Here is a 20596-nt window from a genome sequence, read left to right as displayed (position 1 = left end):
TTTTTATTCATGATGGGTAAGCTTTTTCTGCTGTTTGGTTTTCAAATCATCCCGAACGGTTTTATCAGAAAGAGGAACTCCGCTGTAATAAGCTGCTCTTCCTAGTAAATGCCCAGCAATAGGAGAGGTGATAAACACAAAGACAATCGCTAAAATTAACCGTGCACTAATATGGCCAGTGTCAATCCAAAAGTAGAGTAAGCAGCCCACTAATATAAACAGGACGCCTAAGGTAGCACTTTTGGAGGCAGCATGACTTCTTGTGTACGTATCAGGCAAACGAATAAGCCCAATCATGGTCACAACTGTCAGAAGAGACCCTATTAGTACCAAAGCTCCTACAATGATTTCACTGATCACGTTCATATTCAATCACTTCTCCTTTCTCTAAAAACTTAGAAAAAGCAACGGTACCTACAAAGGCTATGATGCCTAGCAGTAAAATGACTTCGAAAAAAGCCTGAGTTCGAAAAATAATCGAGATGATGGCCGTGATAGCAATGATGTTAATTCCAATAGCATCAAGGGCCATTGCTCGGTCAGCAGTTGACGGACCTTTTACCACTCGGTAAACAAACCCAATAGTTGAAGCAGAAATGAGAATGAGCGAAACGTTTAGAAAAATATCGAGCATTTAACGACTCACCTCCATAATAGCTTTTTCGAATGTTTGCTGAATATCTGTAATAATGTCATCAATATCGTCGGTATTGATTGCATGAATATAGATAGTAGAATTGTCATCTGACACATCCATTACCAGTGTGCCTGGCGTTAGCGTAATTAAAAGAGAAAGAATGGTAATTTCCCATTCACTCTCCAGACGGGTTGGCATTGCAAAGATGGCTGGCTGAATATTTAATTTAGGGCGCAATACGTCTTTCGTCACTGCAATATTGGCTTTGAATAATTCTCGTATGAAAATAAACAGCAGCTTAATGATCGCATATACTTTATGCAGGTAAAAACGTCTGTGAAAAAAACGGCGGAAAACAAACAGCAGTACCGCTCCCCAGAAAAATCCTATAATAAAGGAAGGTAGTGTCCAAATCCCTCTCAAAAACATCCATGTGAATGCAATGATTACGTTTAATAATAGTTGAAATGACATGCAGATCTACTCCTTTAACACCGATTGGATATAAATTGAAGGATCCATAAGCGTTTGAGCGGCTGTTGACACATAAGGAATAACAGCTTCTGCACCTAGTCCTAAAAAGACAGAAACAGCAAGTAAGATAGCGGATGGGTATAGAATACCTTTAAGGGATACTTTTTCATGCTCAGAAGAAAGCGTAGGTTCACCCCAGAAGCAGCTCATGAAAATCTTAATGGCAGAATATAAAACGAGCAGGCTTGAAACGAGTAAAACTCCTACAAACGTGTAGCTCTCTGATTCTAAACCGCCTTGAACTAAAAGGAATTTTCCAATAAAGCCGCTTAGGGGAGGAATTCCTGCCAACGAAATAGTAGCGATAAAAAACATCCAGCCAAGCAGCGGATAGTCTTTAATTAACCCACCCATTTTCTTTAATTTTGTTGTTCCAGTTATTCGAATGATGCTTCCAGCAAGAAGGAAGAGAGCTGCTTTAATAATCATGTCGTGAATTAAATAATAAATGGCTCCTTCAAAACCTGCTTTTGTTGTTAAAGTTACACCGTAGACAATGACTCCGACAGCAATAATAATATTATAAATTAAAATTTTATTCACATCCGAATAAGCAATGGCGCCTACTGCACCAACAACGATAGTCAAAAGCGCAACGTAGCCGATAATTTGATGAGTGAATTCAGGATGATGGTAAAACAGTAAAGTGAAAGTCCTGAAAATCGAATAAACGCCTACTTTTGTGAGCAACGCACCAAACAACCCGATGATAACGGGTGGAGGCGCACTGTACGAACCTGGAAGCCAAAAATACATTGGGAATAAAGCTGCTTTTAATGCAAATACAATAAATAAAAGCATGCCAATGGTTGTTAAAATTCCCGGCTGATTAGCCTCTGCAATTCGCTGCGAAAGGTCTGCCATGTTGAGAGTTCCTGTTACGGCGTACAAATAAGCAACAGCAATTACAAACAAAGCAGATGAAATGACATTGACTAAAATATACTTAAGAGACTCTCGAAGCTGTGCTTTTGTACCGCCAATTACAATAAGAGCGTACGAAGACATAAGCATGACTTCAAAAAAGACAAATAAGTTAAAGATATCACCTGTCAAGAAAGCGCCAAATACGCCTACTAATAAAAACTGTACAAACGAATAAAAGTAAAAGCGTTCACGTCTTTCGCCAATTGTATGAAAAGCAAAAAGAACGCAGCATAGTGTTACGATACTAGCAGTAAGCACGAGAAGGGAAGCGAACATGTCCGCTACTAGAATAATTCCAAAAGGAGGTTTCCAGTTCCCAAGCTCGTGAGTTAAAACACCTTTTGATTGAACCAACTGTACCAAATATGCAGCAAAAGCAGTGGTGGTGATTAATGATAAAACACTGATTATCCTTTGAAGTTTAATATTGTCTTTGAAAAAAATGAGCACAACACCTACAACAAACGGGATAAGCAGTGGGATGATTACAAAATTACTCGTCATGTTCATTTCCCCTTAACTTGTCCATATCGTCTGTTCCGAGTTCTTGATAAGCCCTGTAAGCTAGTACAAGGAAAAAAGAAGTGACGCCAAAGCTTATGACAATGGCAGTTAAAATGAGGGCTTGAGGTAAAGGATCTGTATAAGAAGAAGCCTTTTCTCCCAGAAGGGGAACACTCCCCCCTTTTAATCCGCCCATCGTTAAAATCAACAGGTGAACACCGTGGCTTAATAAGCCTGTTCCAATAATAATTCGCAGTAAACTGCGGGATAACATGAGATATACAGCGGCAGTGAATAGAATCCCTGCCACTACGGACATTAATATTTCCACTATTCACTCTCTCCAATCGTTTGAATAATGGTCATCGTAACACCAACAACTACTAGATATACGCCTAAATCAAACAGTACAACGGTAGCTAAAGATGTTTTCCCGAGAAGGGGAAGGTTAAAGTAGCTGTACGTGTGAGTGAGAAAGGGAACTTTGAAAATAAATGATCCCAGCCCGGTTAAAATAGCTAGCAGCAGACCGGAAGCCGCAACCTTCTTATAATCAAATGGGATGACTTTCGATACGGTTTTTATATCGAAAGCCAGCAGTAGTAATACAAGGGCAGCTGAGGTAGTAAGTCCCCCAACAAACCCTCCCCCGGGTGTATAATGACCTGCAAAGAAAAGATGAATGGCAAAAATGATAATAATGAACGTGACTACTTTCGTTGTGGTTTGTAGTATCAAATCATTTTTTTTCATTCTTCTTCCTCCTTTGTTAACCGAAGACGAATCATGCCATAGATAGCAAGAGCTGCTATACAAAGTACGGTAATTTCAAATAATGTATCAAATCCGCGGAAGTCCACAAGGATTACGTTCACCATGTTTTCGCCGCCTGCTTTTTCATAGCTGTTTTCAATAAAGTAATGTGAAATCGATTCAAATAGTTTTGTACTGTTTGCTGATATGCCAAGCAATGTAACGGTCGTTCCTACAAGAAGGGCAACCAGTAAATTTGGCAGTTGAAACTTCACCCTTACTTTTCGCTTCCGAAACTCCGGCAAGTAGTAGAAACATAGTAAAAACAGTGATACGGATACAGTCTCAATAACTAATTGAGTCAAAGCTAAGTCAGGAGCGCGGAATAATACGAAAAATAAAGAAAGCGTATACCCGACAACTCCCAGCGAAATAATGGCTGTGAGGCGTGATTTTGCCAATAAAGTTGTAATAGTAGCCGCAACCATTACAACTGCTAGTATGGCTTCATAAACGCCGATAGAAGCAGTATCTTTTAGATCAATCGCAAAGGCATTCTGAGAAAAGAGCGTTACGAGAAGTAAAATGCCTATGAAAGTAAAAATGATTAAAAGATAGTCTCTAATAAATCCTGTCATTAATGTTTTCATGATGCGCGTTGAGCCTTTTTCCATCCCTTTAATGCCATAATTATATCCGTTATTAAGCGTTAAAGAAGAAGGGAATCGTGTATAAATTTTTGACCACTTTTGAAGCGTCATAAACAACAAAATACCAAATGTGATGACCCCTAGCGTCATAAATAATTCTGGCGTAAAGCCGTGCCAAAATTTAATATGCACTTGATATTCTTTACCTTCAGCTAGCAGGCTAGGTGCGATAGAGGCCATTGTTGGCTCAATAAGGGTTGATTCTAATAAATTAGGAGCAAAGCCAAAAATAACAACCAATGATGCTAAAATAACCGGTGAAATCAGCATGCCTACTGGTGCTTCATGCGGCTTCTTCTCCAACTTTTCGGGCTGGTATTTGCCTGTAAAGGTTTTAAAGACAAGAATCATACTATAGACGAACGTAAAAATACTTCCCACCCAAGCGATGATAGGCAGCAAAATTCCCCACGTCTGCATGCTATACATATCCATTTTTGTCACGTTTACCATGCCTGTAAAAAACATCTCTTTACTTAAAAATCCGTTAAAGGGAGGGAGACCTGCCATTGAAAATCCCCCAATGATAGCAATGGTAAATGTGACAGGCATGAAGCTCATTAACCCGCCTAACTTTCTAATGTCACGCGTGCCTGTTTCATGATCGACAATGCCTACTACCATAAATAAGCTGCCTTTGAAGGTAGCGTGGTTAATCAAATGGAAAACTGCTGCAGTAAGAGCCACTAAGTAGATATTATCGTCTAAAAAATCATAGTGAATAGCTGCGCTACCTACTCCTATAAGTGACATAATCATCCCAAGCTGACTAATTGTTGAAAAAGCTAAAATCCCTTTCAAGTCTTGTTGCTTTACTGCTGAAAACGAGCCCCAAAACAGTGTAATTAGTCCTATGATTGAAATAACAAAAAACCAAGTGGCGCTTATAGCAAAAACAGGGCTGAGTCTTGCTAAAAGATAAATTCCCGCTTTTACCATTGTAGCTGAATGAAGGTATGCACTCACTGGGGTTGGAGCTTCCATTGCATCTGGCAGCCAAATATGAAAAGGAAACTGAGCAGATTTTGTAAAGGCCCCTAATAAAATGAGGACTAGAGCTGGAATAAATAGATGACTTGATGTAACCACATCTACGTTTGAGATAATTTCGCGTATGCTGAAAGTACCTGTCATGACGTATAAAAGTACAATTCCTGCTAATAGGGAAAGTCCTCCGAATACGGTAATGAGCATAGATTTTAAGGCTCCGTATTGAGATTTCTCTCGTTTGTACCAATAACCAATCAATAAAAAAGATGAAAGGCTTGTTAATTCCCAAAAGCTGTAAAGACTCATTAAGTTGTCTGATAATACAACTCCTAGCATAGATCCCATAAAAAGAAGCAAATAGACATAAAACGAATGCAGCGCTTCTTTTGTCTTAGAAAGATAATAAATGGAGTAAAGAATAACAAGTGTCCCAATTCCGGTGATTAACAGAGAAAATAGAAGACCGAGTCCATCCACATAAGCATCAAAGTTAATGCCCAGACTAGGTATCCATTTCATTGAATGTAGATATGTTTCCCCCTTAGAAACACCACTGATATATTGTGTGAAATAAATGAACAACACAAGTGGAAGAGGTAAAACGAACCACCCTGTATGAATACGCTGGAATTTCCTATACAGAAGCGGGACAAAAAAGGCTAATAAAAAAGGCGATAAAATCACCAAGTGCAACCACGACAAAAGACAAACCTCCTTGTGATATTCAATTCTGTAACCGATTATATAATAATTTAATTATGCATGCATCCATGCTAATTCTTAGTATCAGCAGAATTTTCAAGGCTTATTAAATAAATAGAAACTCGTCACAAAATCCATAAAAAAAACATAAAAAAATTTTTTTCGACGTATAAAAATCATGCGAAATTGTCACTCTAAGAGTGAGGTGATGGAAATGTATAGGAAACAAATAGCCATCAGTTTTCTCATTTTTACCGCACTATGTATGAGTGGATTTGTGCTAAATAATCACTTGGAAATGAAAGAAGAAAACAGGATGCTAATCACTTCTAAAAGTGAAGCTGAAAATTCCATATCAATAGACTCTTCCCTGTTAAAAGCCTCTTATAAACCGAGACAATATGTAAAGATAGGTGAAATGAACTATATTGCACCATCCGGTAAGCAAATAAAAAACGATTGAAGACCACTCTTTAGTCGTTTTTTATTTGCTTATTATTTGCGTCATCGTGCATGAATTCCGTTCTGTAATCAAAGAACATTAGTTGACTTCATAACGGAATTTATCGTTAAATAAAAGGGTACATACAATGATTGCAGTTTCAACAAACTATAATGATTGTGTCAAATTGTAAGTGGATTCACTTGAATTCAGCTAACAGTTTCGATAAAGTGGAAAATAAAGATATTTTAATGGAGGAACAGACTATGACACATGTTCGTTTTGATTATTCAAACGCGTTATCATTTTTTGGTGAACATGAACTTACATACTTACGTGATGCCGTGAAAGTAGCTCACCATTCAATTCATGAAAAAACAGGTGCTGGGAACGACTTTTTAGGATGGGTAGACCTTCCTACGGAGTATGACAAAGAAGAATTTGCACGCATTCAAAAAAGTGCAGAAAAAATTAAATCTGATTCAGATGTATTAATTGTTATTGGTATTGGAGGATCTTACTTAGGTGCTCGTGCTGCTATTGAAATGCTTCAGCATTCATTCTATAACACATTATCAAAAGAACAGCGTAAAACTCCGCAAGTTATTTTTGCTGGTAACAACATCAGCTCAACATACATGAAAGACTTAATGGATGTTTTACAAGATAAAGATTTCTCTATTAATGTTATTTCAAAATCTGGTACAACAACAGAACCGGCGATTGCTTTCCGTATCTTCCGTAAATTATTAGAAGAGAAATACGGCAAAGAAGAAGCACGCAAGCGTATTTATGCAACAACAGATAAAGCGCGCGGCGCATTAAAAACATTAGCGGACGAAGAAGGCTATGAAACATTTGTTATTCCAGATGATGTAGGCGGCCGTTATTCAGTATTAACAGCAGTTGGCTTATTGCCAATTGCCGCTGCAGGTCTTGATATCGAACAAATGATGAAAGGGGCAGCTGATGCTCAAGAAGCATTTTCATCATCAGAGCTAGAAGAAAACGCAGCTTATCAATATGCTGTAGCTCGTAATGTTCTTTATAATAAAGGAAAAACAATTGAAATGCTGATTAACTATGAGCCAGCTCTTCAATACTTTGCTGAGTGGTGGAAACAGTTATTTGGTGAAAGTGAAGGAAAAGACCAAAAAGGTATTTACCCTTCATCTGCTAACTTCTCAACGGATCTTCATTCTTTAGGTCAATATGTACAAGAAGGTCGTCGTGATATTTTTGAAACAATTGTACAAGTTCAAGATTCTCGTCATGAGCTAACAATTGAAGAAGATGCAGCGGACTTAGATGGACTAAATTACTTAGCTGGGGAAACAGTTGACTTTGTAAATAAAAAAGCGTTCCAAGGTACAATGCTTGCTCACACAGACGGAGGCGTTCCAAACTTAGTTGTAAACATTCCGGCGCTAGATGAGTATACGTTTGGATATGTTGTATACTTCTTCGAAAAAGCATGCGCAATCAGCGGCTATTTACTAGGAGTAAATCCGTTCGATCAGCCTGGAGTAGAAGCATATAAAGTAAATATGTTTGCTCTTCTTGGAAAACCTGGTTTTGAAGAGAAAAAAGCAGAATTAGAAAAGCGTTTGAAATAAATAAAAAGTTCACCTTCTTGTTAGAAGGTGAACTTTTTTGCTTTTGAGATAAAGGATAAAAAGCTGGAAAAAGGACATGTTAAAACAGAGGAGGGATAAGATGATTGAATTATCTTCAAGATTAGACGGCACATTATTCAAGCTTTATGAATTAGAAAAAACGCTTAAGCCGCTTGGGTATAACATTGGAGGAAATTGGGATTATGATCATGGTTCATTCGACTATAAGATGAACGATGAAGTCGGCTATCAGTTTTTACGTATCCCGTTTACAGCTACGAATGGAGAACTGGATTCTAAAGGAACAACCGTACAGATTGGTACGCCATTTTTACTTTCACATAAGTATCAAATTGGCCTAGATGACAATGTTCACAATGGAAACGTGGGTGCTTCATTTAATCAGTTTGCAGAACCCCAAGACGCAGACGCTTCATTTCCAGAAAAGTATATCAGCTTAGGAGAAGAGCTAATTAGAGAGGCAGAAGAGGCGCTGCTTCGGTAATTGAAGGGACTATTCTTTTCTTAAACTCTCTAATTTTTTTACAAAAATATGTTCGTACATGACCTGACTAATCAACTCGTTTGTTTTAATCATTTCATTTACCCCCAAATTTTGCGCATTTTGAATATGCTTTTTTGTTAACAGTTCAACGATGCTGTAAATAGAAGGGTTCAGTCCTTGCAGAGCGACTAGCGTAACAATAGTATTCATGTCTGCATATTCTTCTGTCTTATGCTGATCCGCAGTAATCAGCACTTTTTTTGCGTACCGAGCATTAGCAAGTTCTAATACCTCATAGTGAGAGGGACTTCCTTTAATAAAATGAACGCGATCACAGATCATGGGGTTTTTAGTCAAAGAGTCGTCGATAAGAACAATGTCTTCTTTATGAAATGCGTCGCGATAAGACTCTAACACGAGTTTGGCGCGCTCATTCCACCCCACAACGATGAAGTGATCTTTTCCATAAAACTTTAAATTTCCTTCCAGATAAGCGCTCTCAGCGGAAACAGCAATTTTAGAAAGCGTGACAAAATAAGTAGTAATAAATCCCGTTCCAATGAGGACTAAAATAATTGCAGCTAACCTTCCAATCGTAGTGGTGGGAGCAAAATCACCGTACCCTATAGTAGAGATTGTAATAATAACCCACCAAATTCCTTCAAACACATTCCCAAACGTTTGCGGCTCTAGGAAATGTATAAGCATGCCGAAAAGTAAAACAAGGCAGCCGATAATAAAAAGAAGCCGCACTAAAATAGAACGACGAAAAAGTCGAAATAATAGCCATTCCATCATAAAAATACCTCCAGTGATTAGTCATAGCCACAGTATGACCATTTTTCACTGAAGGTATAAGATATCTTTATCTTTTTACTTCGTAATATTCAATCCATTCTTTGTCTGGACCATAGAAAAATAAGTATCTTGCTCCATTTGGCAAAGTTACAATGTTTTCTTCCACAAATGAAACGCCTGCTGATTTTAAACGCTCAAACTCCTCTTCAATTCCATCTACTGCCAGCGCAAAATGATGAACTTTACCTTCATTAGGTAAGCTTGAGTTATACCCTTGAATTAACTCTACGATTACATTGCCTTCTAAACCTAGAAAAGCTAGCTTCAAAGACGGATCGGTATGTGGTAGTGTTTCGATGAGCTCTAATCCCACCTTTTGTGTATAGAACTCAATAGATTTTTCTATATCCTTTACTTGAACGCCTACATGTTCAAATTTTAAAATTGCCATATGCATCACCCGTATCTATAGTATGTAAAAACTATGAAATATATTAAAGAGAAAGGATATAGAAGTCAAGATAGGGCTGCTTATTAGGAAAGGGCTCTTAAATCATATTTTTGCTGGAGTGAATAGGGTAGAGGCTTCCATCAAGCGCAAACGAAATTTTGCCTGTTTCTTCAGATACAACTAAAATTAATGCATCCGATTTTTCTGACATTCCAATGGCTGCACGGTGACGTGTTCCCAATTTTTTGTTCGTTGAAATAATAGACGAGAGAGGTAAAACATTAGCAGCCGAAATAAGCTGATTATTTCTAATTAGGACAGCTCCGTCATGTAAGGGTGTCCCTGGATAGAACAGTGTCTCAACTAGCGTAGCGCTGACAGGAGCTTGAATAGGCATTCCTTTTTGAATAAGAGGATCAACATTTTGTTCCCGTTCAATGACAATTAAAGCGCCGTGACGTTTCTCAGAGAGGTTATGAATAGCTAGGGACAGAGCAGCGTATTCAAATGTATAAGGCGATAAGTAATGACGCAAGTAATAAGAGGCGGCCGTAGCTTGAACATCTTGAAATAACCTTCTCATCTCCTCAAAATCACATAGGATACAATGATCACTCGTGTCTAAATGTTTAATTAAATTAGAGGCTTCAGTTGAAATCTGCTGTAAATATGTTCGTACATTATTTTTAATTGTATCGTCTAATTGAAAGGGTTGTCTCTCCATCTTATATAGCTCCTATCTGTCAGTCAGTGTTATCTGTAATGTGTGCTAATGTGGGTGAATTATCCGTAAAGCTTATAAATCCGCTATTAATTTTATAGAGAGATTTTGCGTTTTATTTAGCAAGAGAACATCAAAAGTTGGAGAAAAAAGAAAGCGTTTTATAAACTGATATGTTCACATTTGGGTTAAATTTACATATGTTGTTTTAAATAAAAGTATAGATATTTCTGTGAATTTAAAGTATAGTTTTCTTATCGGATATATGATTTTTAATGTTGACAAATATTCTAAATATGCTAAAATTTTTAAAAAATGCTTATCAAGAGTGGTGGAGGGATCTGGCCCGCTGAACCCCGGCAACCTGCTTAGCAAGGTGCTAATTCCAGCAAAGTGTGTATCATTTTGAAAGATAAGGTGAAAATTTATTGCCTACCCAGTCTTTCAATACGGAAGACTTTTTATTTTGATATAGCGCAAGCGATAATTTGAGAAGGGAAACCAATGACTGTAAACCCCGACTTAAAACAAATTTTTGAACACGCCGAAGTAAAGTAAGAATTAAATAGTTTCGCTGACTAGACACACTAGAGGCGGTTTTATCCAATTCTAGTGGGTAAAACCGTCTTTTTTTATTGGATAACGCGGATAACTAAGAATTGGAGTGGAGAAAATGGCAGACTTATATACGTACGAAAACTGGAGCGATACATTTCCAGAGTTCGACAGTAAAGATGAAACAAAAGGAGCCCTTTCAGCATTGCAGTGGGCGTATGATACCTACGGAGATTCAATTATTTATGCGTCAAGCTTTGGGATCGAAGGAATCGTGTTAATTGATTTAATTTCAAAAGTGAAAAAAGACGCTGAAATTGTCTTTTTAGATACAGGCGTTCATTTTAAAGAAACATATGAAGTGATTGATGCAATTAAAGAACGCTTCCCTGATTTACGTATTCATATGAAAAAGCCGGATTTAACTCTTGCAGAACAAGCTGAAAAACATGGAGATGAGCTTTGGAAGAGTCAGCCTAACTTATGCTGTCAAATTCGAAAAATCATTCCGCTAAGAGAATCCCTTGCTCCTTATGATGCGTGGATTTCTGGTTTGAGACGCGAGCAGTCTGAGTCTCGTGCCAACACGAATTATTTTAATAAAGATGAGAAATTCAAGAAGGTGAAAGTTTGTCCGTTAATTCATTGGTCATGGAAAGAAATTTGGCGCTATGTGTATAAGCATGATTTGCCGTACAACAAACTTCATGATCAAGGCTACCCAAGTATCGGCTGTGAGCCCTGTACCGCACCTGCCTATAATGTAGACGATTTACGTTCAGGAAGATGGGCAGGTACACAAAAAGTTGAGTGCGGATTACACGAATCTTAAATACGAAAGAGCTGAATAAATGATGCTTTTATATGTTGCCTTTATCATTGCGCTTTTTTTTGCAATGAATATTGGGGCAAGCGGTGCAGCAGCTGCTATGGGCGTTTCATACGGCTCCGGTGCAATTAAAAAGCGAAGAGTGGCCCTGTTCATCTGTGCTGTAGGAATTGTGCTCGGAGCTGTTACCGGAGGCGGTGAGGTGGTAAAAACCATCAGTTCAGGTATCATACCTGAAAAACTGCTGTCAGTAGAATTAGTTATTATCATTCTGGCTGCTGCAACGCTGTCACTCTTTTTCGCGAATTTGATTGGTATCCCTCTATCAACAAGTGAAGTAACAGTTGGCTCAGTTGTTGGAGTAGGAGTAGCTTATCAATCTCTGTATGTAGAAAAACTTTTAATTGTCATGTCTTTTTGGATTATTGTTCCGCTAGTTTCATTTGTCATTGCTTTTTTGATTGGGAAAGTGATAAAACGCAGAGCGCATAAAAAAGAAGCAGAGGGAAAGTGGAAAAGAGTTTTAACGATTTTAGTTATAGCGACGGGATTCTTTGAAGCCTTCTCAGCTGGAATGAATAATGTGGCAAATGCTGTCGGTCCTCTAGTAGGAGCTGGGTTAATGGATGCTACAACGGGTGTCATAGCAGGAGGATTGGCGGTGGCACTCGGAGCTCTTTTACTAGGAGGCCGAGTTATTGAAACAAACGGAAAAAAAATTACTCGCTATTCTGTAGGGGAAGGCTGCATTATTTCAGGTACTGGTGCTTCTCTTGTTACAGCAGCTTCACTGTTTGGTTTGCCAGTACCGCTTACACAGGTCACTACGTCTTCTATTATTGGGATAGGCGCAGCGAAAACGGGATTTACGAAAGAACAGCGCGAAGTGGTCATTCAAATGTTAAAGGTTTGGGTGGTATCCCCTGTATTTTCACTCGTAATCTCATATGTTCTTGTGAAATTAGTACTTGAAAGCGACTTATATTCATTTGTGGTGCTAGCTAGTGGCTGCATTGCCACAGCAGGTGTTCTAAGCTTAGCTAGAACGACTAGAAGAAAAAGAGCAAGCTTGCAGTCGGAAAAAGAAAAAATGACTGCGTGATTCAATTGCTTTTTATTATATTGTGTTAATTACTTAAGGAGGATTTTACAAAATGACAACAATTCAAGCACACGGTGGAGAATTAATTAATTTATATCAACCAACATATGACTACACTTCACTAACAAAAGAAATTGAAGTAGACAACATGGCTCTAAGTGATTTAGAACTAATTGGGATTGGTGCTTACAGCCCAATTACGGGGTTTTTAGGAGAAAAAGATTATCAATCAGTTGTTGAAAATATGCGTCTAGCAGATGGAACTGTATGGAGTATTCCTATTACTCTTCCCGTAACAGAAGAGCAGGCTAAAGAATTAAACATTGGCGACAAAGTAAAACTAGTTCAAAGCGGTGTGACATATGGTGTTTTAGAAGTTTCTGAAGTATATACGCCAAATAAAGAAAAAGAAGCGGAAAATGTGTACCGCACAGCAGAACTTGCCCACCCTGGTGTGAAGAAAATGATGGAACGCCCAAATGTATATGTAGCAGGTCCAATCGTACTTGTAGAACGTACACCTAAAACGCGTTTTGAAAAGTATTACCTAGATCCAACTGAAACAAGAGCAGCATTTGAAGAGCGCGGTTGGAAAACGGTTGTTGGATTCCAAACTCGTAACCCTGTTCACCGTGCGCATGAGTATATTCAAAAAACAGCATTAGAAATTGTAGACGGCCTGTTTTTAAATCCACTTGTAGGAGAAACAAAGTCAGATGATATCCCAGCAGATATCCGTATGGAAAGTTATGAAGTACTTTTAGAGAACTATTATCCTAGCGATCGTGTAGCTTTGGCAGTTTTCCCTGCTGCAATGCGCTATGCTGGACCTAGAGAAGCTATTTTCCATGCAATGGTTCGAAAAAACTTTGGATGCACGCATTTCATTGTAGGCCGTGACCACGCTGGTGTTGGTGACTACTACGGAACATATGATGCACAAAAAATCTTCAGTAACTTTACGGCAGATGAATTAGGAATTACACCTTTATTTTTTGAACACAGCTTCTACTGCAAGAAGTGTGAAGCGATGGCATCAACGAAAACATGCCCTCACAGCAAGGAAGATCATATGATTCTATCTGGTACCAAGGTACGTGAAATGCTTCGTAACGGAGAAGTGCCACCAAGCACATTCAGCCGTAAAGAAGTAATTGAAGTGTTAATTAAGGGATTAGCAAAACAAAAAGTATCTTCAAAATAAGGAGCGGTTGAAGTGAGTAAATCAACAAACATTACGTGGCATGATGCTGGAATTACAAAACAGGAAAGACGCGAGCAAAATAATCATCACAGTTTTGTATTATGGTTTACGGGCCTTTCGGGTTCAGGTAAATCTACCGTAGCAAACGCAGTGGCAAAAGCGCTTTTTGATAAAAATATTCGCAATTATGTATTAGATGGTGACAATGTTCGTTTTGGCTTAAACAAGAATTTAGGGTTTTCTGCTGAAGATCGTACAGAAAATATTCGCCGTATCGGTGAGGTTTCTAAGCTGTTCGTAGACAGCGGTCAAGTGGTACTAACAGCATTTATCTCTCCATTCCAAGAAGATCGCGCTCAAGTGCGTGAGATCTTAGAGGGGAATGAATTTTTGGAAGTATACGTAGAGTGTCCGTTAGAAGAATGTGAAAAAAGAGATCCAAAAGGCCTTTACAAAAAAGCAAGAAGCGGAGAAATCCGTGATTTTACAGGAATTGATTCTCCCTATGAGTCACCTGCTAATCCTGAAGTAACAATTAATACAAGCACACAGTCTGTAGAAGAATGTGTACAAACTGTTATTGAATATTTATCTAACCGAAAATTCATCTAAATGACAGCGGACTTTGTCCGCTGTTCTAATTCAAATTAAAATTTGGGAGCGCTGCGGAGACGTGGAAATGATGGAAGGGTGAAAGGCATTCATGGGGAAAGTATATCTAGTCGGTGCAGGACCAGGAGATCCAGATTTAATTACATTAAAAGGGTTGAAAGCAATTCAGCAAGCAGATGTTATCTTATATGATCGTTTAGTGAATAAGGATCTGCTGGAGTATGCTAAAAGTAATGCTGATATTATTTACTGCGGAAAGCTTCCAAACTACCATACCCTCAAGCAAGAAACAATCAATAACTTTTTAGTGAAATTCGCTAAAAAGGGGAAAATTGTAACGCGCTTAAAAGGCGGAGATCCATTTGTTTTCGGACGCGGAGGGGAAGAAGCAGAAGCTCTCGTGCAACAGGGCATTTCATTTGAAATTGTTCCAGGAATTACATCAGGTATCGCAGCTGCTGCTTATGCAGGAATCCCTGTCACTCACCGGGAATACAGCGCAAGCTTTGCTTTTGTAGCAGGACACCGTAAAGACAGCGAGCATGATGCAATCAAATGGGATAGCCTAGCCAAAGGTGTAGATACTCTTGCCATTTATATGGGAGTGAGGAACTTACCGTACATTTGCCAACAGTTAATGGAACATGGAAAAACCTCAGCTACGCCAATTGCATTGATTCACTGGGGCACATGTGCGGACCAGCGCACTGTAACTGGAACTCTTGGTACAATTGTTGATATTGTTAAAGAAGAACAAATTGAAAATCCCAGTATGATTATCGTTGGTGAAGTTGTAAATTTTCATGACCGATTGAATTGGTTTGAGAAGACTGGACAGCATTACTATTCGTATGCACAAGAAGCTTACTAAAGAGGTTGATTATATGGATGCAGTTTTATATGTTTGCCATGGCAGCCGCGTAAAAGAAGGCGCTGATCAGGCAGTTGCTTTTATTGAAAGATGTAAAAAAAATCTAGATGTACCGATTCAAGAAGTTTGTTTCCTAGAGCTAGCTTACCCTACTATTGAACAAGGATTTGAAGCGTGTATTGAACAAGGTGCTACTCGTATTGCCATTGTGCCGCTGCTGTTATTAACAGCTGCCCATGCAAAACATGATATACCTGAAGAAATACACAAAGTATATGAACGCTATCCACAAGTAGAAGTACTGTACGGAGAACCGTTCGGCGTAGACGAACGAATTGTTGATATCTTAGTAGAGAGAATCAATGAAACCAATGTGGATAAGCATGAAGATTCGATGGTATTGCTGGTCGGCAGAGGAAGCAGTGATCCTGCTGTAAAAAAAGATTTTAACGAAATAGCTCAACTGCTAAAAGGTAAAGGAGCTTTTAAAGAAGTGAGCACATGCTATTTAGCTGCCGCTGCCCCTAATTTAAAAGAAGGCCTGCACCTTGCTAAACAAACTTCGTATAAGCAAGTATTCGTTCTCCCGTACCTTTTGTTTACCGGTATTTTAATGAACGAAATTAAGGAAGAGTTGGAGCAGTTATCAACAGATGACCAGCAGTTTATCTTAGCAAACTACCTAGGTTATCATGATGGACTTGCACACATTTTAAGTCATCAAGTAAAAACGTTATTATCGAGTAGAGGAAATCAATACGATGTATACCGTTATGCTTGATTTAAAGGATCGTTCGGTCTTAGTAGTTGGAGGCGGAACAATCGCAACTCGTAGAATTAAAGGTTTTTTACAAGAAGGAGCAGCCCTTACAGTGGTTGCTCCAACTGTTTCAGCTGAAATAAATGAGTGGGAAGCTAAGAATCAGCTGTGTGTAAAAAGAAAAAAAGTAGGAGAAGAAGACTTACTTAATGTTTTTTTTATTGTTGTAGCTACAAATGATAAAGCTGTGAATAAGTTCGTTAAGCAGCATATTAAAAATGATCAGTTGGTTAATATGGCCAGCAGTTTTTCCGATGGAAATATTCAAATTCCTGCACAGTTTTCTAGAGGGAGATTATCGCTAGCAATATCCACAGATGGCGCTAGTCCTTTGTTGACAAAACGAATAAAAGAAGAATTATCTTCGAATTATGATGAGAGTTACACACAGTATACACAGTTTTTGTACGAATGCAGAGTTCTTATCCACAGATTGAATGTGTCAAAGAGCCGTAAACATGAGTTGTTAACAGAAATTATCGATGATCAATACCGGCTGTCTCTAGTAAAACAGAGGGAATTTTTACAACAGATTGAAAAATATAAATAAAAAAACGGCCAATTGGCCGTTTTTCATTTATACATTTTCAACTTCAATGCTACGAATACCGCTGATTTTTTGAATCTCGTAATACACTTCTGTAGTAGGACGCTGATTATTAACTGACACTTTCATACGTATATATAATTCATTGGTGTCTAAATCTTTGATTCGAATATTTTTTATTGTAATATTCTTTTCTCTAATGCTGTTAGTTGTATCAAAAATATTGTGCTTATCAGCCAGCTTAAGTTGAAGAATAAGCTCTTTCTCGCGCAGTTGCCTAGGCCCTAGAATAGTAATAAGGAAAGGGAGAAGTTCAACGCTGATGATGAGCAGTACAACTCCGGTAATAGCTTCGGGATAAAACCCTGCACCTACAGCAATACCTATACCTGCTGCCCCCCAGATAATAGCGGCTGTTGTAAGCCCAGAGATGCTGTCATTTTCTTTTCGTAAAATAACACCCGCTCCTAAAAAACCAATTCCAGAAACAATTTGAGCAGCCAGACGAAGCGGGTCCATTGTGATATGATCACCTTTATTAAAAATTTGAGAAGACTCAATCGAAACAATCGTGAGTAAACAGCTAATAATGGAAATTACGAGAGATGTTTTTAAACCAACAGGCTTTCGTTTTAGTTCCCTTTCAATTCCAATAATAAGACCAAGTACAGCAGAAATACCTAATTTGAGCAACATTTCATTTTCCATTATTTTCACCTATTTCAATAGACATTGTTGTTTATATCTGTATGAAAGAAGAAAAACAGATATGTATCAGTATAGTAAACTTTTCTTCATAATGACAGGTGAAATTCGAAAAAATCTGATTATTTATAAAGCGCTACGATCGTTTCTTTTAATTTATATTTTTGAATCTTGCCGGATGCCGTCATGGGAAAGTCGTCTATAAAATAAATATGTTCGGGAATTTTGAAATGAGCAAGCTTACCTTTGCAAAAGTCTTTGATTTCTTGAGCGGTAAGAAAAGAATCTTGCTTGAGTTTAATGCATGCAGCAACTCGTTCTCCATACTTTGGATCAGGAATACCGACAATTTGCACATCTTCTACCTCGGGTAATCTATATAAAAACTCTTCAATTTCTCTTGGGTAAATGTTTTCTCCACCTCTAATAATCATATCTTTTAGACGTCCTGTAATTTTTACATAGCCATCTTTATCGATGGTAGCTAAATCTCCTGTATGTAGCCAGCCCTCTACAATTGTTTTTTCTGTTTCTTCCGGCATTTTGTAATATCCTTTCATTGTTAAATATCCTTTTGCACAAAGTTCTCCTTGTTCTCCAAAAGAAGCTTGTTTACCTGTAATTGGATTAATAATTTGAATCTGTACATGATCATGTACTTTGCCAACCGTTTGTACTCGCCGCTCGATAGAATCAGTTGGGGTTGTTTGGGTGATTACAGGAGATGTTTCGGTTTGACCATAGGCGATGGTAATTTCGCTGATACCCATGTCATTTATGACTCGTTTCATTACTTCTGCTGGACAATTAGAACCAGCCATGATTCCTGTGCGAAGAGTAGATAAGTCATATTGATTAAACTCAAGTGCATTTAATTCCGCAATAAACATAGTTGGTACACCGTGAAGCGCTGTACATTTTTCTTTCTCTACGGTGCGTAAAACAGAGGAAGGCTGAAATTCAATAATCGGTAGCATAGTAGCACCTACGGATACGCATGCTAGAACGCCCAGTACACATCCAAAACAATGAAAGAAAGGAACTGGGATGCATAAGCGGTCTTCGTTAGTCAGTTTCATAGACTGAGCAACTAAAAAGCCGTTATTTACTATATTATGGTGACTTAGCATAACTCCTTTTGGAAAACCCGTTGTTCCGGAAGTATATTGCATATTGATAACTTCATGGATATGTAGGGATTGCTCATACTTATCGAGCACCTCATCCGATACCATTGAGCTACTCATTAAGAACTCGTTCCAAGAAGTATGTTCGCTTGATTCACTTAAGTTTATAAGATGTTTTAGATTGGGAAGATTATGTTCAATACCGGTGATAATAGACGTATAAGAAGTGCTTTTAAATTCATCAATGAAAAATAGCGCTGCTGTATCAGAATGCCTCAATACATACTCTAATTCAGAGGATTGGTAGCTTGTATTAAGGGTAACCAAAACAGCGCCTATTCTAGCTGCTGCGAATTGCAGAAGTAACCATTCCGGCACATTTGTAGCCCAGATAGCGATATGATCGCCTTTTTTGAGACCGGTGGCTAGAAGTGCCTTTGCAACTCGAGAGGTTTCTTGATAAAACTCTGCGTACGTATAGCGAATATTTTGTTCAGAGTAGATAACCGCTTCTTGATGCCCAAACTTTTTTGTACTTTCTTTTAAAAGTTCTCCAACCGTTACTTCAAGCAATGGTTTCATTTGGTTTCCTCCTTGAATAATGTTAAAGTATATATGAAAGCGTTTTCTAAAAGTAGTTTATCAAATTTAAAGAAAGTGTTCCAAAAAATCATTCGACAAATTCCTTCACTGTCCATCGCACGTATGAAGAAGGGGGGAGCTGAGTTTATCGTATTGATTTCAATAAGTAAGTATACCGAATGCGAATATTGTAATAAAATAAAGAAATGTCTCCTTATTATAAGAAGACAACGTAACATCATGTTAATAAAGAATGGTATAAAAATATGAAGTAAACAAACAAAAAATTATGCTGAATGTTGAAAGTGAAATAAATGAAAGGCCGTTGACTTTGCCTTCTTTATTAGACATTTGAATTGATTCCCAATAAGCAAGTGAAATTAAGAGAATAGACATACAAAAGGACAAATAGAGTGCAGCTGCAATTAAGGTATCCAAGTGAACGCCTCCTTGGCGGATAATGATTTAATAGACATTATGCTAGCTTAGGTCTAGATATGCTAGTATCTATTAATTGGCTAACGTTTCGTGTACAAGAAAATAGTTTTTAAAAATATATCGAAAAACTATTGCACAATAAAAGAAGGCATGGTATATTATTAAATGTCGCTAAGATGAACTGCTAAAGCAAACATCGAAGTGATAAACAAATAAAAAACTTGTTGACAACTAGATTGCAACTTGTTATGATGGTAAAGTCGCTTAAGAGCGGCGGTTGAACTTTGAAAACTGAACAAAGCGACAAACGTCAACGTTAATTTTTATTTTTTAAAATGAGCAAGTCAAACATTTCTTCGGAGAGTTTGATCCTGGCTCAGGATGAACGCTGGCGGCGTGCCTAATACATGCAAGTCGAGCGAACTGATTAGAAGCTTGCTTCTATGACGTTAGCGGCGGACGGGTGAGTAACACGTGGGCAACCTGCCTGTAAGACTGGGATAACTTCGGGAAACCGAAGCTAATACCGGATAGGATCTTCTCCTTCATGGGAGATGATTGAAAGATGGTTTCGGCTATCACTTACAGATGGGCCCGCGGTGCATTAGCTAGTTGGTGAGGTAACGGCTCACCAAGGCAACGATGCATAGCCGACCTGAGAGGGTGATCGGCCACACTGGGACTGAGACACGGCCCAGACTCCTACGGGAGGCAGCAGTAGGGAATCTTCCGCAATGGACGAAAGTCTGACGGAGCAACGCCGCGTGAGTGATGAAGGCTTTCGGGTCGTAAAACTCTGTTGTTAGGGAAGAACAAGTACAAGAGTAACTGCTTGTACCTTGACGGTACCTAACCAGAAAGCCACGGCTAACTACGTGCCAGCAGCCGCGGTAATACGTAGGTGGCAAGCGTTA

The 20596-nt window shown here is 38.4% G+C and carries 23 protein-coding genes, 1 rRNA gene and 1 riboswitch (1 of these 25 cut by a window edge); of the genes, 11 read left to right on the top strand and 13 right to left on the bottom strand.

Annotated elements, in window-relative coordinates:
• Nucleotides 1-3 precede the first annotated feature (3 nt).
• The 7 genes from mnhG to MKX72_RS24915 are packed head-to-tail and all read right to left on the bottom strand — an operon-like array spanning nucleotide 4 to nucleotide 5757.
• Entirely contained in the window at nucleotides 4-366 is a 363-nt protein-coding gene (mnhG, locus tag MKX72_RS24945) for a monovalent cation/H(+) antiporter subunit G (RefSeq protein ID WP_013085304.1), read from the bottom strand.
• Nucleotides 350-634, bottom strand: coding sequence for a Na(+)/H(+) antiporter subunit F1 (locus MKX72_RS24940; RefSeq protein ID WP_013059595.1), 285 nt, complete (start codon nucleotides 632-634; stop codon nucleotides 350-352). The genes mnhG and MKX72_RS24940 overlap by 17 nt, the downstream gene beginning before the upstream one ends.
• Nucleotides 635-1111 (bottom strand): Na+/H+ antiporter subunit E, encoded by a 477-nt coding sequence (locus MKX72_RS24935; RefSeq protein WP_013059594.1) that lies wholly within the window; start codon nucleotides 1109-1111, stop codon nucleotides 635-637.
• A gap of 6 nt (nucleotides 1112-1117) precedes the next feature.
• Nucleotides 1118-2602, bottom strand: a complete 1485-nt coding sequence (locus tag MKX72_RS24930; RefSeq protein WP_033580469.1) for a Na+/H+ antiporter subunit D — start codon at nucleotides 2600-2602, stop codon at nucleotides 1118-1120.
• The gene (locus MKX72_RS24925) at nucleotides 2592-2933 is read right to left on the bottom strand and encodes a Na(+)/H(+) antiporter subunit C (protein WP_033580470.1); all 342 of its coding nucleotides are present in this window, start codon (nucleotides 2931-2933) and stop codon (nucleotides 2592-2594) included. Before MKX72_RS24925 ends, MKX72_RS24930 begins: the two co-directional genes overlap by 11 nt.
• The gene (locus tag MKX72_RS24920; protein ID WP_013085301.1) at nucleotides 2933-3355 is read right to left on the bottom strand and encodes a Na(+)/H(+) antiporter subunit B; all 423 of its coding nucleotides are present in this window, start codon (nucleotides 3353-3355) and stop codon (nucleotides 2933-2935) included. Before MKX72_RS24920 ends, MKX72_RS24925 begins: the two co-directional genes overlap by 1 nt.
• The gene (locus MKX72_RS24915; protein WP_098112215.1) at nucleotides 3352-5757 is read right to left on the bottom strand and encodes a Na+/H+ antiporter subunit A; all 2406 of its coding nucleotides are present in this window, start codon (nucleotides 5755-5757) and stop codon (nucleotides 3352-3354) included. The genes MKX72_RS24920 and MKX72_RS24915 overlap by 4 nt, the downstream gene beginning before the upstream one ends.
• Nucleotides 5758-5971: 214 nt before the next feature.
• Here MKX72_RS24915 and MKX72_RS24910 point away from each other — a divergent pair, with 214 nt between their 5' ends.
• The 3 genes from MKX72_RS24910 to MKX72_RS24900 all read left to right on the top strand — a co-directional run bounded on the left by MKX72_RS24910 (nucleotide 5972) and on the right by MKX72_RS24900 (nucleotide 8320).
• Nucleotides 5972-6220 (top strand): hypothetical protein, encoded by a 249-nt coding sequence (locus tag MKX72_RS24910; protein WP_014457923.1) that lies wholly within the window; start codon nucleotides 5972-5974, stop codon nucleotides 6218-6220.
• Between the two features lie 245 nt (nucleotides 6221-6465).
• Nucleotides 6466-7815, top strand: a complete 1350-nt coding sequence (locus MKX72_RS24905; protein ID WP_028412606.1) for a glucose-6-phosphate isomerase — start codon at nucleotides 6466-6468, stop codon at nucleotides 7813-7815.
• Between the two features lie 100 nt (nucleotides 7816-7915).
• A complete protein-coding gene (locus MKX72_RS24900) occupies nucleotides 7916-8320 on the top strand; it encodes a YugN-like family protein (protein WP_014457925.1) in 405 nt (134 codons plus the stop codon).
• Nucleotides 8321-8329: 9 nt separating this feature from the next.
• Here MKX72_RS24900 and MKX72_RS24895 read toward each other — a convergent pair whose 3' ends face one another.
• The 3 genes from MKX72_RS24895 to cdaS all read right to left on the bottom strand — a co-directional run bounded on the left by MKX72_RS24895 (nucleotide 8330) and on the right by cdaS (nucleotide 10293).
• On the bottom strand, nucleotides 8330-9118 hold the full coding sequence (locus MKX72_RS24895) for a potassium channel family protein (protein ID WP_014457926.1): 789 nt from the start codon (nucleotides 9116-9118) through the stop codon (nucleotides 8330-8332).
• Between the two features lie 67 nt (nucleotides 9119-9185).
• Nucleotides 9186-9569: a VOC family protein gene (locus MKX72_RS24890; protein ID WP_014457927.1), complete on the bottom strand. Its 384-nt coding sequence runs from the start codon at nucleotides 9567-9569 to the stop codon at nucleotides 9186-9188.
• 97 nt (nucleotides 9570-9666) lie between these two features.
• Nucleotides 9667-10293: a sporulation-specific diadenylate cyclase CdaS gene (gene cdaS / locus MKX72_RS24885; protein ID WP_028412605.1), complete on the bottom strand. Its 627-nt coding sequence runs from the start codon at nucleotides 10291-10293 to the stop codon at nucleotides 9667-9669.
• Between the two features lie 313 nt (nucleotides 10294-10606).
• A riboswitch (SAM riboswitch) is annotated at nucleotides 10607-10709 on the top strand.
• A gap of 254 nt (nucleotides 10710-10963) precedes the next feature.
• Between cdaS and MKX72_RS24880 the strand changes: the two genes are divergently transcribed.
• The 7 genes from MKX72_RS24880 to MKX72_RS24850 all read left to right on the top strand — a co-directional run bounded on the left by MKX72_RS24880 (nucleotide 10964) and on the right by MKX72_RS24850 (nucleotide 16833).
• Complete coding sequence (locus tag MKX72_RS24880; RefSeq protein WP_028412604.1) at nucleotides 10964-11677, top strand: phosphoadenylyl-sulfate reductase; 714 nt, start codon at nucleotides 10964-10966, stop codon at nucleotides 11675-11677.
• Between the two features lie 19 nt (nucleotides 11678-11696).
• Entirely contained in the window at nucleotides 11697-12776 is a 1080-nt protein-coding gene (locus MKX72_RS24875) for an inorganic phosphate transporter (RefSeq protein WP_028412603.1), read from the top strand.
• A gap of 52 nt (nucleotides 12777-12828) precedes the next feature.
• Nucleotides 12829-13980 (top strand): sulfate adenylyltransferase, encoded by a 1152-nt coding sequence (gene sat, locus MKX72_RS24870; RefSeq protein WP_014457931.1) that lies wholly within the window; start codon nucleotides 12829-12831, stop codon nucleotides 13978-13980.
• 12 nt (nucleotides 13981-13992) lie between these two features.
• Nucleotides 13993-14592: an adenylyl-sulfate kinase gene (cysC, locus tag MKX72_RS24865; RefSeq protein WP_028412601.1), complete on the top strand. Its 600-nt coding sequence runs from the start codon at nucleotides 13993-13995 to the stop codon at nucleotides 14590-14592.
• A 91-nt stretch (nucleotides 14593-14683) separates the two neighbouring features.
• Nucleotides 14684-15463: a uroporphyrinogen-III C-methyltransferase gene (gene cobA / locus MKX72_RS24860; protein WP_028412600.1), complete on the top strand. Its 780-nt coding sequence runs from the start codon at nucleotides 14684-14686 to the stop codon at nucleotides 15461-15463.
• A 13-nt stretch (nucleotides 15464-15476) separates the two neighbouring features.
• Nucleotides 15477-16244 (top strand): sirohydrochlorin chelatase, encoded by a 768-nt coding sequence (locus MKX72_RS24855; protein ID WP_033580478.1) that lies wholly within the window; start codon nucleotides 15477-15479, stop codon nucleotides 16242-16244.
• A complete protein-coding gene (locus MKX72_RS24850) occupies nucleotides 16225-16833 on the top strand; it encodes an NAD(P)-binding protein (protein ID WP_155008485.1) in 609 nt (202 codons plus the stop codon). The genes MKX72_RS24855 and MKX72_RS24850 overlap by 20 nt, the downstream gene beginning before the upstream one ends.
• A gap of 27 nt (nucleotides 16834-16860) precedes the next feature.
• Here MKX72_RS24850 and MKX72_RS24845 read toward each other — a convergent pair whose 3' ends face one another.
• From MKX72_RS24845 to MKX72_RS24835, 3 genes are all read right to left on the bottom strand, one after another.
• Nucleotides 16861-17538 carry an MgtC/SapB family protein gene (locus MKX72_RS24845; RefSeq protein WP_013059577.1) on the bottom strand — a complete coding sequence of 226 codons (678 nt, stop codon included), beginning with the start codon at nucleotides 17536-17538 and terminating at the stop codon, nucleotides 16861-16863.
• A gap of 119 nt (nucleotides 17539-17657) precedes the next feature.
• Nucleotides 17658-19244, bottom strand: coding sequence for an AMP-binding protein (locus tag MKX72_RS24840; RefSeq protein ID WP_033580479.1), 1587 nt, complete (start codon nucleotides 19242-19244; stop codon nucleotides 17658-17660).
• A gap of 243 nt (nucleotides 19245-19487) precedes the next feature.
• Nucleotides 19488-19682 carry a hypothetical protein gene (locus MKX72_RS24835; protein WP_033580480.1) on the bottom strand — a complete coding sequence of 65 codons (195 nt, stop codon included), beginning with the start codon at nucleotides 19680-19682 and terminating at the stop codon, nucleotides 19488-19490.
• A 353-nt stretch (nucleotides 19683-20035) separates the two neighbouring features.
• Between MKX72_RS24835 and MKX72_RS24830 the strand changes: the two genes are divergently transcribed.
• Nucleotides 20036-20596: ribosomal RNA gene (locus tag MKX72_RS24830) — 16S ribosomal RNA — on the top strand (it continues 991 nt past the right edge of the window).

It is taken from the genome of Priestia sp. FSL R5-0597 (assembly GCF_038006305.1).
Classification (GTDB): Bacteria; Bacillota; Bacilli; order Bacillales; family Bacillaceae_H; genus Priestia; species Priestia zanthoxyli.
The sequence above is the reverse complement of the archived record's forward strand: the minus strand, read 5'-3'. Positions and strand labels throughout refer to the sequence as shown.

Bases quoted from the DNA above. Each gene is read 5' to 3' on its own strand.
- sat (WP_014457931.1), top strand. From the start codon at position 12,829: ATGACAACAATTCAAGCACACGGTGGAGAATTAATTAATTTATATCAA.
- cdaS (WP_028412605.1), bottom strand. From the start codon at position 10,293: ATGGAGAGACAACCCTTTCAATTAGACGATACAATTAAAAATAATGTA.
- MKX72_RS24895 (WP_014457926.1), bottom strand. From the start codon at position 9,118: ATGATGGAATGGCTATTATTTCGACTTTTTCGTCGTTCTATTTTAGTG.
- MKX72_RS24855 (WP_033580478.1), top strand. From the start codon at position 15,477: ATGGATGCAGTTTTATATGTTTGCCATGGCAGCCGCGTAAAAGAAGGC.
- MKX72_RS24935 (WP_013059594.1), bottom strand. From the start codon at position 1,111: ATGTCATTTCAACTATTATTAAACGTAATCATTGCATTCACATGGATG.
- MKX72_RS24840 (WP_033580479.1), bottom strand. From the start codon at position 19,244: ATGAAACCATTGCTTGAAGTAACGGTTGGAGAACTTTTAAAAGAAAGT.
- MKX72_RS24890 (WP_014457927.1), bottom strand. From the start codon at position 9,569: ATGGCAATTTTAAAATTTGAACATGTAGGCGTTCAAGTAAAGGATATA.
- MKX72_RS24900 (WP_014457925.1), top strand. From the start codon at position 7,916: ATGATTGAATTATCTTCAAGATTAGACGGCACATTATTCAAGCTTTAT.
- MKX72_RS24845 (WP_013059577.1), bottom strand. From the start codon at position 17,538: ATGGAAAATGAAATGTTGCTCAAATTAGGTATTTCTGCTGTACTTGGT.
- MKX72_RS24875 (WP_028412603.1), top strand. From the start codon at position 11,697: ATGATGCTTTTATATGTTGCCTTTATCATTGCGCTTTTTTTTGCAATG.
- MKX72_RS24880 (WP_028412604.1), top strand. From the start codon at position 10,964: ATGGCAGACTTATATACGTACGAAAACTGGAGCGATACATTTCCAGAG.
- MKX72_RS24930 (WP_033580469.1), bottom strand. From the start codon at position 2,602: ATGACGAGTAATTTTGTAATCATCCCACTGCTTATCCCGTTTGTTGTA.
- MKX72_RS24920 (WP_013085301.1), bottom strand. From the start codon at position 3,355: ATGAAAAAAAATGATTTGATACTACAAACCACAACGAAAGTAGTCACG.
- mnhG (WP_013085304.1), bottom strand. From the start codon at position 366: ATGAACGTGATCAGTGAAATCATTGTAGGAGCTTTGGTACTAATAGGG.
- cobA (WP_028412600.1), top strand. From the start codon at position 14,684: ATGGGGAAAGTATATCTAGTCGGTGCAGGACCAGGAGATCCAGATTTA.
- MKX72_RS24850 (WP_155008485.1), top strand. From the start codon at position 16,225: ATGTATACCGTTATGCTTGATTTAAAGGATCGTTCGGTCTTAGTAGTT.
- MKX72_RS24940 (WP_013059595.1), bottom strand. From the start codon at position 634: ATGCTCGATATTTTTCTAAACGTTTCGCTCATTCTCATTTCTGCTTCA.
- MKX72_RS24905 (WP_028412606.1), top strand. From the start codon at position 6,466: ATGACACATGTTCGTTTTGATTATTCAAACGCGTTATCATTTTTTGGT.
- MKX72_RS24910 (WP_014457923.1), top strand. From the start codon at position 5,972: ATGTATAGGAAACAAATAGCCATCAGTTTTCTCATTTTTACCGCACTA.